At 65.3% G+C, this 15,713-nt stretch carries 14 protein-coding genes; 6 read left to right on the top strand and 8 right to left on the bottom strand.

The genetic code is table 11. From position 1 onward, the window contains the following. Nucleotides 1–3 precede the first annotated feature (3 nt). Genes CQ039_RS00660 through CQ039_RS00645 form a run of 4 tightly spaced genes read left to right on the top strand, consistent with a single transcriptional unit; the run spans nt 4 to nt 5,725 of the window. A complete protein-coding gene (locus CQ039_RS00660; RefSeq protein WP_105564414.1) occupies nt 4–990 on the top strand; it encodes a PD-(D/E)XK motif protein in 987 nt (328 codons plus the stop codon). Next, entirely contained in the window at nt 987–3,884 is a 2,898-nt protein-coding gene (locus CQ039_RS00655) for a Z1 domain-containing protein (RefSeq protein WP_105564415.1), read from the top strand. Before CQ039_RS00660 ends, CQ039_RS00655 begins: the two co-directional genes overlap by 4 nt. Next, nucleotides 3,881–4,768 (top strand): NgoMIV family type II restriction endonuclease, encoded by an 888-nt coding sequence (locus CQ039_RS00650; protein WP_105564416.1) that lies wholly within the window; start codon nt 3,881–3,883, stop codon nt 4,766–4,768. The genes CQ039_RS00655 and CQ039_RS00650 overlap by 4 nt, the downstream gene beginning before the upstream one ends. A gap of 57 nt (nt 4,769–4,825) precedes the next feature. Beyond that, nucleotides 4,826–5,725 carry a DUF4238 domain-containing protein gene (locus CQ039_RS00645; RefSeq protein WP_105564417.1) on the top strand — a complete coding sequence of 300 codons (900 nt, stop codon included), beginning with the start codon at nt 4,826–4,828 and terminating at the stop codon, nt 5,723–5,725. A gap of 43 nt (nt 5,726–5,768) precedes the next feature. On the opposite strand, the gene CQ039_RS00640 is transcribed toward CQ039_RS00645, so the two are convergent. After that, on the bottom strand, nt 5,769–6,668 hold the full coding sequence (locus CQ039_RS00640) for an endonuclease/exonuclease/phosphatase family protein (RefSeq protein ID WP_105564418.1): 900 nt from the start codon (nt 6,666–6,668) through the stop codon (nt 5,769–5,771). Between the two features lie 151 nt (nt 6,669–6,819). On the opposite strand from CQ039_RS00640, the gene CQ039_RS00635 reads away from it, so the two are divergent. After that, a complete protein-coding gene (locus CQ039_RS00635) occupies nt 6,820–7,113 on the top strand; it encodes an AlpA family transcriptional regulator (protein ID WP_105564419.1) in 294 nt (97 codons plus the stop codon). On the opposite strand, the gene CQ039_RS00630 is transcribed toward CQ039_RS00635, so the two are convergent. From CQ039_RS00630 to guaB, 6 genes are all read right to left on the bottom strand, one after another. Beyond that, on the bottom strand, nt 7,070–8,323 hold the full coding sequence (locus CQ039_RS00630; protein WP_105564420.1) for a site-specific integrase: 1,254 nt from the start codon (nt 8,321–8,323) through the stop codon (nt 7,070–7,072). The two genes, CQ039_RS00635 and CQ039_RS00630, sit on opposite strands and share 44 nt — an antisense overlap. A gap of 290 nt (nt 8,324–8,613) precedes the next feature. Then, nucleotides 8,614–10,176: a glutamine-hydrolyzing GMP synthase gene (gene guaA, locus CQ039_RS00625; RefSeq protein ID WP_105564421.1), complete on the bottom strand. Its 1,563-nt coding sequence runs from the start codon at nt 10,174–10,176 to the stop codon at nt 8,614–8,616. Beyond that, nucleotides 10,173–10,907, bottom strand: a complete 735-nt coding sequence (locus tag CQ039_RS00620) for a 5'-methylthioadenosine/S-adenosylhomocysteine nucleosidase (RefSeq protein WP_233190302.1) — start codon at nt 10,905–10,907, stop codon at nt 10,173–10,175. Before CQ039_RS00620 ends, guaA begins: the two co-directional genes overlap by 4 nt. Next, complete coding sequence (locus CQ039_RS00615) at nt 10,904–12,334, bottom strand: RsmB/NOP family class I SAM-dependent RNA methyltransferase (protein ID WP_105564422.1); 1,431 nt, start codon at nt 12,332–12,334, stop codon at nt 10,904–10,906. Before CQ039_RS00615 ends, CQ039_RS00620 begins: the two co-directional genes overlap by 4 nt. Before the next feature lie 12 nt (nt 12,335–12,346). Next, complete coding sequence (locus CQ039_RS00610; protein WP_105564423.1) at nt 12,347–12,739, bottom strand: MAPEG family protein; 393 nt, start codon at nt 12,737–12,739, stop codon at nt 12,347–12,349. Between the two features lie 69 nt (nt 12,740–12,808). After that, entirely contained in the window at nt 12,809–14,266 is a 1,458-nt protein-coding gene (gene guaB, locus CQ039_RS00605; protein WP_105564424.1) for an IMP dehydrogenase, read from the bottom strand. 140 nt (nt 14,267–14,406) lie between these two features. Here guaB and CQ039_RS00600 point away from each other — a divergent pair, with 140 nt between their 5' ends. Next, complete coding sequence (locus CQ039_RS00600; protein ID WP_233190303.1) at nt 14,407–14,952, top strand: DUF2061 domain-containing protein; 546 nt, start codon at nt 14,407–14,409, stop codon at nt 14,950–14,952. Here CQ039_RS00600 and CQ039_RS00595 read toward each other — a convergent pair. Beyond that, on the bottom strand, nt 14,949–15,671 hold the full coding sequence (locus tag CQ039_RS00595; protein WP_105564426.1) for an RlmE family RNA methyltransferase: 723 nt from the start codon (nt 15,669–15,671) through the stop codon (nt 14,949–14,951). The genes CQ039_RS00600 and CQ039_RS00595 overlap by 4 nt on opposite strands. Nucleotides 15,672–15,713 lie beyond the last annotated feature (42 nt).

The following is a 15,713-nucleotide window of genomic DNA, read 5'->3' as shown; positions in this document are numbered from 1 at the left end:
CCGATGAGCGCCACCGCTCTGCCGGCGTGGGAAGACCTCCGCCGCGACTATCTCGACCCCGGCCTGCCCCATCGACTGCTCGTTCGGGCCTCCCCCGGCATCCTCGTCTTCACCGACGAGGCCGCGGCGCGCCTCGGCGCGCGGTTCGAGCTTGAGGCGAACGCGCCGGCGGCGCCGCCGTCTGCACTTGAACAAATAGGGGTCGCCGACGTCACGGCGGACGGGCGTCGATGGCTCGAGATCTCGACGGGATCGCCCCGACTCTACGAAAGCTTCTACCGCCTGATCGGCCAGGTTTCAGGCTCGGTTCTGGCCGATATCGCGCCCCACGCCGCACTCGCCCGGGCGGTCGAACTCTGGGACACGCTCGTCGCTCAGACCGCGATCCTTTCGGAGGAACGCCAGGCGGGCCTATTCGGCGAGCTGCTTCTCCTGGAACGCCTTCTGCAAGCGGACGTCACCCAAGCGGTCTCGGCCTGGGTCGGCCCCGATCGCCAGGCTCATGATTTTCGGCTGGGATCCGTGGAGTTCGAGGTGAAGACCACCTCGAGCGCAAAACGCGTCCACACCATCAACGGCGCGGGTCAGTTGTCTCCCAGCGTCGGCTGCAGTCTTTTCCTGGTCTCGACGCAGATCGCCGACGCCGGAACGGGCGGTCGCACCCTGCCTGCACTCGTCGATGATCTCAGAGGTCTCGTCCCTTCCGGCGACCTGCAGGCGTTCGAAGCCAAGCTGGAGATGTCGGCCTACGCCGAGCGTCACCGCGCCCACTATGCGAGACGTCGACGGCTACGCAGTCCGGTCGTTCTGATCCCGGTGGTGGACGGCGTCCCGCGGCTCACGCCTTGCGCGCTCGCCGCCCTTCCCCCCGGTTTTGCGAGCGAGCGCATCGCCGCCGTCAGCTACGACATCGACGTGACCGGCCTGGGTCACGCCGACGGATCTCCCGAGTTCCTGGCCGTCATTCCCGCCGAGGCTTCAGCAGCATGATGTTCGAAATTCTTCACGCCGCTCTGGCCGGCATGCCGGGCCGCCCGCTGAAGTTGATGCGTCAGCTCGAGTTCGCAGCCGAGCAGCAGGAGATCGAGGGTTTCGAGCCCGCCGCGCTACTGAACCATCTGCTGTCCTGCGCCCCTACCGACGATGCGCTCAGCGCGCTTCGTCGGCGCCTGGCCTTGTGGGACAACGCGGACGGAGACTGGACCAAGGGGGCGGCCCGAAACTCTGAGGCCCGCCGCACGGTCATCTACGAGACACTCGGTCTGGATGACGCCTGGATCGCCCTGTGCGTCGACAAGCTGCCGTTCCATCCTCTTGAGGAAGCGACGGTCATCGCGCTCAAGAATGCGCCTTGGTACACGCCGGAGGTTCGCGCGGCCCGATCCTTCTATTGGGAAGCCTACGCACGCCAACTGGCCGCCAACGGATGGAGCGAAGACGCCGTCCTTCAGCTGGACCAGAACACCAACCGGATCGTGGAAAAGCTGGCCGATCCCAGGGCGGAGGCTGCCTACCAATCCAAAGGCCTCGTGGTGGGCTACGTTCAGAGCGGCAAAACCGCCAACTTCACCGGCCTGATCGCCAAGTCCGTCGACGCCGGTTACCGCCTGATCATCGTAATGGCGGGCACTCTGGATGTTCTGCGGTCGCAGACCCAGCGTCGACTGGACAAGGAGTTGATCGGGCGAGAGCTCCTGGAGGACGAGTACCGAACCGATCCGGACTACTACGAATTTGTCTCTCATGACGGGTTGCCCAGCGATCGCGGCGCCTTCGACATCCGTCGGCTGACCGGGCCCGATGAGGACTACAAGAGCCTCGCCTACGGCAAGGAAGGATGGAAGTTCGACCGCAAGGACACGACCAAGCCGTTCTGGGCCCCGGAAAACCTGCACCCGTCCGTCGCGCGCATAGCCGTCGTCAAAAAGAATCCGAAGGTTCTTCAGAAGCTGGCGACGGACCTGCGAGCGCTGGGACGCGGCAAGATCGGCGCGCCCCTCGATCAGGTCCCCGTGTTGATCATCGACGACGAAAGCGATCAGGCGTCCATCAACACTGCGGCGCCGTCGGCGTCGGGGGAGATCATCGACCGCACGACCACCAACAAAGCCATCGTCGGACTGCTGAACCAGTTGCCGCGGTCACAGTACGTCGGCTTCACCGCCACGCCGTCCGCGAACGCCCTCGTCGATCCCGCCGCCGACGACATCTTCCCCAAGGATTTCCTGATCTCCCTGCCGCGGCCGACCGGATACATGGGCGTGGCGGACTTTTACGACCTCGATATTCCGGCCGACGACTCCATCGGGCCCAATGAGCGCGACTTCGTGCGCTCGGTCACGGGCGAGGACGACGATAAGAAGAATCTCCCGAATGCGATCGACAGCTTCGTTCTGTCCGGAGCCTTGAAGCTGTACCGCGCGGATCTCGATCCGACGTTGAAGTTCAAGCACCACACGATGCTGGCGCACGTCTCCACGCTACAGGCCGATCATAAGGCGCTCTCGAAGCTCATTCAGTCGATCTACGCCAAGGCCGGATATGAGGGCGGCAAGGGACTGGAACGGCTCGAAAAGCTCTTTGAGAGCGACTTCAGGCGCGTCTACGATCAACGCGGCGACGATCTGCCGTTCCCGGAAAACTTCGAGGACCTGCTGCCCTTCATCGGCGATTGTCTGCAGAAGATCGGAGAACCGCTGCAGGCGGTGAAGATCGTCAATAACGAGCACAAGAAGGACACCCCCGACTTCGACCGGACGCGGGTTTGGAAGATCCTCGTCGGCGGTGCGAAGCTGTCGCGCGGCTATACGTTGGAAGGCCTGTCGATCAGCTACTATCGACGTCGCGCCGGTTCCGGCGACACCCTGATGCAGATGGGGCGCTGGTTCGGGTTCCGCCGAGGCTATCAGGATCTGGTCCGCCTCTACATCGGAACCGACGAGATCGACGGCGGGCCGAAGTCCACGAAACGGATCAATCTCTACGAAGCCTTCGGCGCGATCTGCCGGGACGAAGAGATGTTCCGGCGCGAACTGGTGCGTTATGCAGAGGATCCGGACATCATCCCTGCAGCGGTCCCGCCGCTCGTGCCGGCGCACATGCTGCGGCCGACTGCGGCCAATAAGATGCGCAACGCCCGCATCACCTTCCGCAACTACGGCGGCGACCTGTCGGAATCGACCTTCGCGCCCACGGACGCAAAACTTAAGAAGGTCAATCTCACCGCGCTCGAAACGCTCATTGAAGGCTCCAAGCCCCTGGCTCTACAGGCTACAGGTCGCAACATGGACGGCGGGCTGTCTTTGAACGCGACTGTGTTCGAGACCTCGCCCGAGCGCATGACCGCCTTCCTGAGAGAGTATCGCTGGCACGACGACAAGCCGAACGCCCCTCGCCCCGGCAACCCGATGCAGCTGCAGATGGAGTTTTTGGAGGGATCGGCGGGCTTGCCTGGGATCGACCGATGGCTCGTGGCCAGCCCCGAGATCGCCAACGCTCAAGGCAACCTTTCACTGGGGGGAGCCGAGCTGAATGTCGTGTATCGATCCCGCAAACCGGCAGGCGGCACACGCTTCAACACCTATAACGACAAGCGCCATCGGGCGTTCGCCGAGCATTTGGCCGGTATTAAACCGCTGTCTGAACCGTCCGCGACGCTTACCCCGCTGGTTGGTCCCAGGACCGGCGTGATGCTGCTCTATCCGATCACAGAAACAAAGGGATCGGCGAATCGGGAGGCGGTGACCGTTGGTTTCACCTTGCTCTTCCCCAAGAACAACATCCGAAACGCGGTCGGCTTTACGGTCCACATCCCGGGCCCCTACGAGACCGTGGTCGACCTCGACGCCGACGGCGCGGCGCAGGGCGATGAGGCGGCCCTTTGAGCGAACCGCCTCTCATCGCCCAGCTGACGGAAGAGCGGCGGCGCTTCCATGCGGAGCTGCTGAAATCGAATGTTCTGCACTTCCGCGACAACGGAAACGCCAATGTCGCGGACGGAAGCAACACGACCTCGATTGCGCTCGGCAACGGGTATCTCAACGCTTTGAAAGCCGAGGTTTGGCTGGAGAAGATTGCGCCCCAAACCGGCGGGAGCAAGTTCGAGGTCGTCGTCGAGGACTTCGTCCTACGGACGCTGGAGCTGCTGGACATCTTCGGCGGGCGCAGTTTCAGCACCCGACGCAGGAAGGATATCACCGACTATCATCAGTACCGGCCGATCGCTCCGGAAAACCTCACCCTGCCTGAGCTCGACGCGCTTCGTCACGCCTTCGGAGGGGATTACGTGGTCACCCCCGACATCCTCGTCGAACGTCGGGCGCTGTCCCGTGAGGAACTGAACGCCAAAGGGCTCGTGGTTGATGACGCCTACGGCGATTTATCGACGATACGAGCCGCCAAAGGCCTGATCCTGCACGCCAGCATTTCCTGCAAGCAGACGATCCGTTCCGACCGATCCCAAAACTCACGTTTGGAAGCCCTGAATCTCCTGCGGATGCGCACCGGCCGCGCGCCGCATATCGTCGTCGTCACCTCAGAGCCCCTCCCCTCGCGGATCGGCTCGGTCGCCATCGGCACCGGCGACCTAGACTGCACCTACCATGTTGCGCTTACGGAGCTGCGCGCCGCCATGGCGGAGCACGAAAAGAGCGGCGAGGGTCAACCCGGTCATAAGGCCCGCGCCAAACAGAAGCGGGATCTCGAGTTGATGGTGAAGAACGGCCGACTGAAGGACATAGCCGACCTGCCGCTGGATCTGTTGCTGTAGGGGCTATACGCCTGTTGGCCCAGCTCCTACGTGTCGGTTTGAAATCGCCGGCGCATCATGACCTCGAACCCTCCCCGCAAGCACCACTTCACCCCGGTCTTCCATCTGGATGAATGGACCGGTGCGGATGGTGAGCTGGAGCAGTTTCATCGACCGTGGGGGCCGCAGATCAAGGTCCGTCGACTGCCGCCGACGGCGACCGGCTTCAAGACCGATCTCTACGCCATGCCCGGTCTGCCGGCGCATCTGACGCAGCAGGCCGAGACCCTGTTCATGCAGGAGGTCGATTCTCTGGCTGCGGTGGAACTGGCGCGGATGAAGGCGGGTGATCTGCCGTCCACTTCGGCTCAGCGCAGCGCCTGGACCCGCTACATGCTCTCTTTGCAGCTGCGCACCCCCGCCGACATCGCCGGTGTGAAGGCCCGGGCCAGAAACGACTGGGGCACGGAGATTCCCAAGGTCCGGGAAACCTATGAGTCCATCAAGCGCCTGGGCGAACCGGCGACCTTTGAAGAGTTCATCACCGGCGACGACCCCGATATGGTCGAGCGCGTCGGCATGAAACTGGCCACGGTGCTGATAGACAATCCGAAGACGGGCGCCCTGATCAACAATATGCGCTGGTCGGTTCTGGACCTGTCGCCCTCAAACTTGGAGCTTGTTTTCTCTGACCGCGGGATCGAGCAGAGTCTGGGCTTGGGCGATACGAGGGCCATCATCACCGTCCCGATCAGCCCCAAAAAGCTGTTCATTGCCGCCCATGACGCCGTGCGCATCGAAAACCTCCGCACCCATCCTCCAAGGGACATCGTACGGGCCCGGAACCTGACGTCTGTCTCCTTGGCACGGACCTACGTCTGGGCGTCGGACAGGAGCCAAGAAGCCTTCATCAAGGCGCGGTTTGCAACGGTTTCAGCGCCGACGCTCGGAGAGCGTCTCGCCGAAACCGCGGCGTGAAGCGCTCGCGCCCGCCGACGACCTGGCCCCGCGCTGAACGCCCTCACCCCTGAAGGCGCACCGATATCGGGCAGTGATCCGAAGGATGCTCAGCCTCAGGCGCGTCATAGACGTATTCCTGGAACGAGCCTGGCTCGACCCGCGCGGCGGCGTCCACGCCGACGACGATGAAGTCGATGAACTCCCGGTAGAGCGCCTTGCAGCCTGCCGAACGGTCGCCGCCGGCAAGGGTCAACGCTGCAGCCGCCGGCTCGCCGTCATTCAGCCCGTCGAAGAAGGCGTCGCCCCGGCTCGCCATGCGTCGGTTCCAGTCGCCCAGGACAACGAAGGCCTCGCCGGCCCGAGCGCGATCATCGACCCAGGTCTCGAGCACCGGGAGTTGTTCGAACAGAACGGGGCAATCGGGATCTGTCGCGGCGCGCCCCGAATTGCATCCGGACTTCAAGTGGACGGCCAGCAGCCGCAGGGGCCGCCCCTGGACGACAGTGATGTCGACGCCCCAACGCAGGTTGGGATTGCCGAGCGCCAGAGCCTCGAGGTCGGCGTTGCGCGACCAGGCGACGCCCTTGCGGATCGCAAATCCGACAGCCTGGTTCTGGATACGGCGTCCGGGGAGCCCCCGGCATTCCGGGCCGCGCTGGCTCGCCGGGCGGGTCGACATGACGACATCGTACTTCGCCGGTTCAAAAACGCGTTCCGCCGCCGCCCGGTTCTCGACCTCCTGGAGTGCGATCACATCGGCCCCCAGGGCGTCCGCATGGCGGCGCAGGACAGCGTAATCGGCCTCCTCGCGGGGCCTGCACCCCTGCCCGTTCAGCTCAGCCAAATGTTCGAGGTTCCAGCTGGCGACCTTGAGCGGAGCGCCGTCCGACGGGAGGGGCAAGCCCCCGGCGCAGCCGGACAGAAGAGCAGTGGCGGCGAGAGCGGCGAAGAAGCGTTGCATGGGCCTGTCGTAGCGCACCCGAGCCCTCAGACAAGGCCCGCCACACTCAAGCAAAGGGCGCCACCGGTGAGATCGCGGCCGCAGGCCTACGGGTTTCGCCTTCGCCGCCTATCGGGTTCGATTCTTCAGACGCAAATCGAGGAAATGAGACATGGCCAGCACCGACCCGTCGCCGCTCAAGCGCACGATCAAGAAGCCTCAACTCCACCAGATGGTGCCCCTCGCCGATAGCACCATCTGGGAAATGGAAAAGCGGGGCCAATTTCCTCGCCGCTTCCTCCTTACCCCTCGCTGCGTCGTCTGGGATCTTGCCGAGGTCGAGGCCTGGCTCCTGCTTCGCCGCACCAAGCCAATCCACCGCGCCCCGGCTCCAGACGTTCGCAAGCGCATTTCCCGCCCCGTCAGAGACGCGGATCGAAGCGGGGAGCAGCCGTCTCGGGGATAGCCAGGTCAGGCGTATAGGACCGCCCCTGCTCCCAGGCATCCACCGCATTCGACCACTCCTGGGCCATATGCCGGCGCTGCATCTCGAACTCGGCCTTGTTGTAGACCCCCCGCGATGACCGTTCCTCGTGGGCGAGACCCTTCTCGATCCAGTCCGAGTTGAAACTCATCTCGTGCAGCAGGGTCGAGGCCGTCCGACGAAGGTCGTGGACGGTAAAGGGTTCCAGCGGCAGTTCCTGCGCGCGAGCGCGTTCAGCAATGGCCATGGTCACCCGGTTGAAGGTCGCCCGGGACATGGGAGCATCTGCGTCATAGCGCGACGGCAGGATGTAGCGGGAGTTTCCGGAACAGGTCTTCAGCGCGATCAGTATGTCCAGCATCTGGGTCGACAGGTAGACGTTGTGCGGCCGCGACCGTTTCATCCGCTCCTTTGGGATGGACCAGACCGCATTATCGAAGTCGATTTCGTCCCAGGTCCCGTCCTGCAACTCGCTCTTGCGGACCATGCTCAGCAGGATGAACTTCAGGCCTAGGCGGATGGTCGGCAGTGTGGCGACCTCCCCCAGCAGCCCGAGCATAATCCGGATCTCGGACGGCGACAGCGACCGGTCGCGGGGCCGAAAGCGTGCGATGGCCGCCGGCGCCACGCCGTCGGCCGGGTTATCGATCTTCTCGCCATGGAGGATGGCCCAGGCGTAGATCTGCTTGACGATGTCCCGGACATGGATAGCCGTGGCCGGCGCGCCCCGGTCCACGATGGATTTGCAATGGGCCCGTAGATCGTCCGGCGTGATCTCAGTCAGAAGCCGGTTGCGCCATTGCGGCAAAACCTCCCGGTTGAAGATGGACCGCCGCATGTTGCGCGTGCTGTCCGCCATGGGCGCGTCGTCCATCCACTTCTGCGCCACATGAGCGAAATCCCGGGCTTCCCTTAGCCGTCTCTTGGCGCGCTGCTTTTCGAGCGCGGGAGACACCCCCTCAGCGATGGAACGCTTCGCCTCAATCAGCTTCTCGCGCGCCTGGGCGAGGCTAAGCCCGGCCTTGCCGTAGCGTCCGAGCGTCAGCGTCTCGCGCCGCCCGTTGAACCGGTAGTCGTATCGGAAAGTCACCGCCCCGCCGGGCGAGACATAGACGTAGAGGCCGTCCCTGTCGGTATATTTACAGGCCTTTGTTTTTAATCGGAAATTCTTGATTGCAGCGTCCGTCAGCATGCCAATTCGCTCCACAAATACCGTCAGGCGGAAATGGGCGAATTTGACGGAGTTTTTCTCTTTAAAATCAACAATTTGATTGAGAAAAATACCGTCACCAGCCTCGCCACTGACGTGACGGTATGGAGCAGAGGCGGCGGAGGCAACGGCCGCGAGACCGTCAGGAATGCCGTCATCACAAAAGCGAGACCCTCCGAAAGGCTTCGAAGGGTCTCGTCAGAATTCACTTTTATGTCAGAGACTTATCGACGCTTTCGGAAGTGATTTCGAAAGGCTCCGAAAGGCCTGAATCATTCCCACTCGATGGTGCCGGGGGGCTTCGACGTCACGTCATAGACGACGCGGTTGACGCCGCGGACTTCGTTGATGATGCGCGTGGCCGTCTTGCCCAGGATGTCCCAGGGGAACTGGAAGAAGTCGGCGGTCATGCCGTCGGTCGAGCTGACGGCGCGCAGGGCCAGGACCTTTTCATAGGTCCGGGCGTCGCCCATGACGCCGACAGTCTTGACCGGCAGCAGGACGGCGAAGGCCTGCCAGATGTCGTCGTAGAGACCGGCCTTGCGGATTTCTTCCAGATAGATGGCGTCCGCGTCCTGCAGGGTGGCGACCGCTTCGGGGGTGATCTCACCGGGGATACGGATGGCCAGGCCCGGCCCCGGGAAGGGGTGGCGTCCGACGAAGGCGTCGGTCAGGCCTAGCTCGCGACCCAGGGCGCGGACCTCGTCCTTGAACAGTTCACGCAGCGGCTCGACCAACTTCAGCTTCATGAAGTCCGGCAGGCCGCCGACATTGTGGTGGCTCTTGATCACCGCCGAGGGGCCGCCCGTGGCCGAGACGCTCTCGATCACGTCGGGATAGAGGGTGCCCTGGGCCAGGAACTCGGCGCCTTCGATCTTGGCGGCCTCGCGATCAAAGATCTCGATGAAGACGCGGCCGATGGTCTTGCGCTTGGTTTCCGGGTCCGAAATCCCGGCCAGCTCGCCGAGGAATTCCTTCGACGCATCAACATGCACCAGCGGGATGTTGTAGTGCTCACGGAAGAGCGTGGTGACCTGGGTCGCCTCGTCCTTGCGCAGCAGGCCAGTGTCCACGAAGACGCAGGTCAGTTGATCGCCGATCGCCTCATGGATCAGGACGGCTGCAACGGACGAGTCCACGCCGCCCGACAGGCCGCAGACCACCTTGGCCGAGCCGACCTGTTCGCGGATCTTGGCGATCTGCTCGTCGCGATAGGCGGCCATGGTCCAGTCGCCGGTCAGGCCGGCGATGCCGTGGGTGAAGTTCTTCAGGATCACGGCGCCGCGCGGGGTGTGCATCACCTCGGGGTGGAACTGCACGCCGTAGATCTTGCGCTCCTCGTTGGCGATGGCGGCGTAGGGCGCGCCTTCCGAGGTGGCGATGACGTGGAAGCCTTCGGGGATGGCGGTGACGCGGTCGCCGTGGCTCATCCACACCGTCTCGCGGTGATCGACGGCGCCGATGCCGGCGAACAGCGGGCTTTCGCGGGTGATGACGATCTCGGCGCGGCCGAACTCGCGATGGTGGCCGCTCTCGACCTTGCCGCCCAGCTCGGCGCAGATGGTCTGCTCGCCGTAGCAGATGCCCAGCACCGGCACGCCGGCCTCGAACAGGGCGTGGTCAGCCTTGGGGCTGTCGGCGTCGGTGGTCGAGTTGGGGCCGCCCGACAGGATGATGGCCCTGGGCGACACCGCCTTCAGCGCCTCGCCCGCCTTGTTGAACGGATGGATCTCGCAATAGACGCCGGCTTCGCGCAGGCGGCGCGCGATCAGTTGCGTCACCTGACTGCCGAAATCGACGATCAGGACGGCTTCGTGGGTGTGGGGCGCGGTCATGAGGGCTCAGAATCCGAAGCGGGCGTTGATGGGGCGGGTTCTTGACGGGTGAAGACGTCGGGATCAAGTCGCGAGGCGGGCACATCGGCCAATGCGGCCAGTCCTTGCGTCGTCAGCACCTCGGACAGCCGGTCCCAGGCGGCGGCCAGGTTGGCGTCGACCAGATGCAGATACTCGGTCCAGTCCTCAAGCTTCGACAGCTCGCTCTTGCCGTCGCTGACGCCGCGAAGGGCGATTAGCGGCACACCGAAGGTCTGCGCCACACGCAGCAGGGCGAAGGTCTCCATATCCACCATCTGGGCGTCGATGGCGTCATAGGCGGCGCCCGAGACCACATTGGCGCCGGTCGACAGAGTCGCGGTCGGCACGCCGGGGATAGGGCAAGGCAGGGGCAGGACGGCGGGCAGGTCGAGCAGAGGCGTCCTGCCCTTCTCGAAGCCCAGCGGACTGGCGTCCATGTCGCGGTAGCTGACCGACGAGGCCTGATAGACCGCCGCATGCGCCAGATCACGCGACCCGCACGACCCCAGCGAGACGATCAGGTCCGGTAGGACGTCGTCGGCCTCCAGCCGCGTCAGGGCCGCCGTCAGGGCGATGGCCGCCTCGACCGGGCCGATGCCGGTCATCAGCGGCGTGATCCGCGCCTGAAGGGCGGCGCCGTACTCAGCCGGCGCCGCCATGACGGGCAGAACCGTCAGGCCATAGATGTCCTGGGACAGGCCCTCGCTCACGCCGTCCGCTCATAGACGGCGGCGAAGAAGCCGTCGGTGCCGGTCGAGGCCGGCGACAGGCGCAGGCGATGACCGCCAGCCGCAAGCGCGCCCAGACGCTCACGCGCCGCGTCGGTCAGGTTGGCGGCGTTCAGCGCCTCGGCCAGCGGGACCGGGGCGAACTCGGGGTGGTTTTCCTCAAAGGCGTCGGCCGTGGCCTCGTTCTCGCCGCGCAGCATGGAGCAGGTGACGAAGACCAGACGACCGCCCGGCTTCACCAGGGCCGAGGCGCGGTCCAGAATCTGGACCTGCAGGGCGTGCAGGCGTTCGACCTCGGACGGCTTCAGACGCCAGGCGTCCTCGGGACGACGACGCCAGGTGCCCGAACCGCTGCACGGCGCATCGACCAGGACCACGTCGGCCTGACGCACCAGGTCCTCGACCCCGCCGCCGTTCTGACCCAGCAGACGCAGGTCGGCGGAAACCCCGGCGCGGCTCAGGCGCGGGCGGATGTTGTCCAGACGCTTCTGCACCACGTCATAGGCGAACAGGCGGATGCCGCTCTCGACAACCGGCTTGGCCTTGGGCTTGGGCTGGACCACAGCCCCCTGCCCGTCCCCGCCGACCGGCGACCAGACGGCGACCGGGGCGGCGGGCGCCTCGGCCACGGCGGCCTTGGTCACGACGGGCTGGCCCAGCATGGCCAGACCCAGGGTCTTGCCGCCGCCGCCAGCGCAGTAATCGACGACCGTCATGCCGGGCCGGGCGCCCGTCAGCCAGCAGGCGACCTGACTGCCTTCGTCCTGAATTTCGATATGGCCCTGCTTGAAGGCCTCCAGCGCCTGGACGTTCGGCGGCGGCTCGGCCGACAGACGCAGACCCGCGGCCGACCAGGGCGTGCGCGTGGGCGACAGCCCGGCCTCGGTCAGTTCCGCCTCAACGCCTGCCACCGTCGTCTTGGCCAGGTTGACGCGCAGGTCGATGGGCGCGCGCGGCGCCATCAGTTCGTGAGCCTCTTCGGTCCAGCGGTCGCCGAAGGTGATCTTGAAGTCCTCGACCACAAACTCGGGCAGGCCGGCGGCGACCCAGCCTGGCAGTTCGCCCGGCCCGGCGGTGATGCGGGCGCGCTCCTGCTTGGACAACGGACGCGGGCCATAGCCGTCGCCCGCGTGCAGCAGCTCGATCTCGTCCAGCGGCAGGCCGTCGATCAGCGACAGCGAGCCGATGACCAGGGCGCGGCCGTCTTCACGCCCGCCCATAGCCCAGACCAGACGCCCACGGGCGCGGATGACCTTGTAGACGCGATCGGCGATGGCGCGACGATCCTTGGACCCCGCATAGCGGTTGGCGGCGGCCCAGGCCTTCAGCACCACCTCGGCCGGCTGGCGGCTGTGGGCGATGCTGTCGAGGACGGAGGCGGCGGCGGCGAGGCGGGCGGCAGGGGTCAATCGAGTCTCGGATCAGATGAAAAGGGCCGCGAAGATCATGATCAGTCCCGCGAGCGAGACCAGCCAGACCAGCGACCGGATGTAGGGCACGCCAAAAGCGTAAAGCGGAATATAGGCGACGCGCGCCCAGAAATAGAGGGCGACGCCCCACAGGGTCAGAGCACTCTCCGCCCCCGTGACGTGGGCGATCAGGACAGCGCCGATGAACAGCGGCAGGGTCTCATAGAGGTTGGTCTGGGCTCTTTCGAGGCGACCGACGACAGGGTTATGCGAGGCAGGCGTCTGGTCGCGCGCCCCGGCGTTCCAGCCCAGGCCGAACTCCATCGTCCGCGCCCCGGCAGGCAGAAAGATCTGCACCAAGGCCAGAACCAGCGCCGCCGCCAGATAGGTCAGTTCAGTCGTCACGCCCCGGCCCTCCGCATCCAGTCAAAACGAAACCGCTCCCGATCCGAAGACCGGGAGCGGATCAAGGCATCAGCCCTGACGATAGTTCGGCGCCTCGCGCGTGATCATCACGTCGTGGACATGGCTTTCGCGAAGGCCCGCATTGGTGATGCGCACGAAACGGGCGCGCTCCTGGAAGTCAGGAATGGTCGCCCCGCCGACATAGCCCATGGAGGCGCGCAGGCCGCCGACCATCTGGTGGATGACCGGTGCGATCGGTCCCTTGTAGGCGGTCTGGCCCTCGATGCCTTCCGGCACCAGCTTCTCGGACGAGACTTCCTTCTGGAAGTAGCGATCCGCCGAGCCCGCGCCCATGGCGCCGACCGAGCCCATGCCGCGATACGACTTGTAACTGCGGCCCTGATACAGGAAGACCTCGCCGGGGCTTTCGTCGGTGCCAGCGAACATCGAACCCATCATGGCGACATTGGCGCCGGCCGCGATGGCCTTGGCCATGTCGCCCGAGTACTTGATGCCGCCGTCGGCGATGACTGTGGCGCCCGTGCCCTTGGCGGCGCGCGCCGAATCCATGATGGCCGTCAGTTGCGGCACGCCCACGCCCGCGACGATGCGGGTGGTGCAGATCGAGCCGGGACCGATGCCGACCTTCACGGCGTCGGCGCCCGCGTCGATCAGGGCGCGGGTGGCGTCATAGGTGGCGACGTTGCCGGCGATGATCTGCAGGCGGTTGTTCTCGCGCTTGATGCGCTCGACCACCTGGGCCACCGAGGCCGAGTGGCCGTGGGCGGTGTCGATCACCACCACGTCGCAGCCGGCTTCGGCCAGGGCCATGGCGCGCTCGTAGCCGGCGTCGCCGACCGTCGAAGCGGCGCCGACCAGCAGACGACCCTGCTCGTCCTTGGCGGCGTTCGGGAAGGCCTGGGCCTTCTCGATGTCCTTCATCGTGATCAGGCCGACGGCGCGGTTCTGATCGTCGACGACGATGACGCGTTCGATCTTGCGGGTGCGCAGCAGATGGCGCGCCTCGTCACGACCGGCGCCTTCGCGCACGGTGATCAGGTCGCCGGTCGTCATCAAGGCCGAGGCCTTGATCGACGGGTCGCTCTCGAAACGCATGTCACGGTTGGTCAACATGCCGACCAGTTGCCCCGTCGCCGGATCGACCACCGGGAAGCCGGTGATCTTCTTGGCGGCGACGATCTGACGAACCTCGCCCAGGGTCGTGTCGGGCGAGACGGTCACCGGGTTGATGACCATGCCGCTTTCGTAGCGTTTGACGGTGCGGACCTGCTCGGCCTGCTCCTCGATGGTCATATTGCGGTGAAGCACGCCCAGACCGCCGGCCTGAGCCATGGCGATGGCCAGACGGCTTTCGGTCACTGTGTCCATCGCGGACGACAGCAGCGGGATGTTCAGTTTGATGTTGCGCGTCAGCTGGGTCGAGACATCCGCCATCGCAGGCATGATCTCGGACGGGCCGGGTTCGAGCAAAACATCGTCGAAGGTAAGGCCTTCGCGTATCTCCATGGGGAGTCTCCGTTTTGCGGGCCGCGTATAACGCCCCATGCCGGGGAACCGCAACCCCAAGACGGACCTATGGACAGGATAAGAGGAATTGCCTTGAACCTGAGCCGCACCCGCCACATGTTTCGATAATGGTTCGCATCTTGATCAGCACTGCCCGTCGCCTCGCGCTCAAGATCGCGAGCTATGGCGTCATGCACCTGGTCGTGGCGATCCTGACGGCCTTCGCCCTGACCCGCGACTGGCGCATCGCCCTGGCGGTCGGCGTGGTCGAACCCATCTTCCAGACAGTGGCCTATTCGATCCATGACCGCGCCTGGCACCGGATCGAGCGCCGCAAGATGCTGTCGGGCGTCGAAGAGACGGCCGAGGCCTTCACCGCTCGCCTGGAACTGATGAACGCTCACGAACAGAACCGGGCACACAATCACCATGGCCATCACGGCCACAGCCACGCCCTGCCCCGCAGCCTGAAACAGGTCGCGCTGAAGACCGTGACCTATGGCCTGATGCATTTCACCGTGGCGGTGGCCGTCGCCTTCGCCCTGACGCGCGACTGGCGCATCGCCCTTGCCATCGGCACGGTCGAGCCCCTGGTGCAGACGGTCTTCTTCACCCTGCACGACCGCATCTGGACGCGGATCGAAGCCAAGAAGGCCCGCCGGGCCGCCGAAGTGGCCGCCGCCTAGCGCTTGTTCAGCGCCACCAGGAAGACCTCGGCGCTGCCCTTGCGACTCGATTCGGGCTTCACATACTTCACCGTTTCGAACTCTTCGCGCAGCCGCGCCAAAACGCCGCCGGCGTCGCCGCCTTGGAAGTTCTTCGACACGAAATTCCCACCCGGCTTCAGCGTGCGGATGGCGAAATCGGCGGCGATCTCGATCAGGGCGATGATCTTCAAGTGGTCGGTCTGGCGGTGTCCCACGGTATTGTGCGCCATGTCCGACAGCACCAGGTCCGGTCGACCGCCGATAGCGTCGATCAGTTGCTGGTCCACGCCCGGATGCGTGAAGTCGGCCTGGATCAGCGTCGCGCCGGGAATCGGCTCGATCATCAGCAGGTCCACGCCCGCCACCGCCGTCGCCCCGCGATCCAGAGCCACCTGAATCCAACCGCCTGGCGCCGCGCCCAGGTCGATGACCCGCGAGCCCTTCTTGATCAGGCGGAAGCGGTCGTCGATCTCCAGCAGCTTGAAGGCCGCCCGGCTGCGCCAGCCCTCGGCTCGTGCGCGCTCGGACCACTTGTCCGACAGCTGGCGCTTGATCCACTGCTGGCTCGACATGGACTTGGTGTCGGCCGTCTTCATCTTCTGGCCCAGGCCGCGCCCGGCGGCGGTGCCGCCCGTGGGCGGGCGAACCATCCGGCGGCGTTCCGGCGGCTTGTCGGAGGGCTTTTCGTCGTCACTCATGCTTCCCACATAGCCGTGACAGCGTTCAGCCGCTATGACCCG

Source organism: Brevundimonas sp. MYb52 (genome assembly GCF_002979535.1).
GTDB lineage: Bacteria > Pseudomonadota > Alphaproteobacteria > Caulobacterales > Caulobacteraceae > Brevundimonas.
The sequence above is the reverse complement of the archived record's forward strand: the minus strand, read 5'-3'. Positions and strand labels throughout refer to the sequence as shown.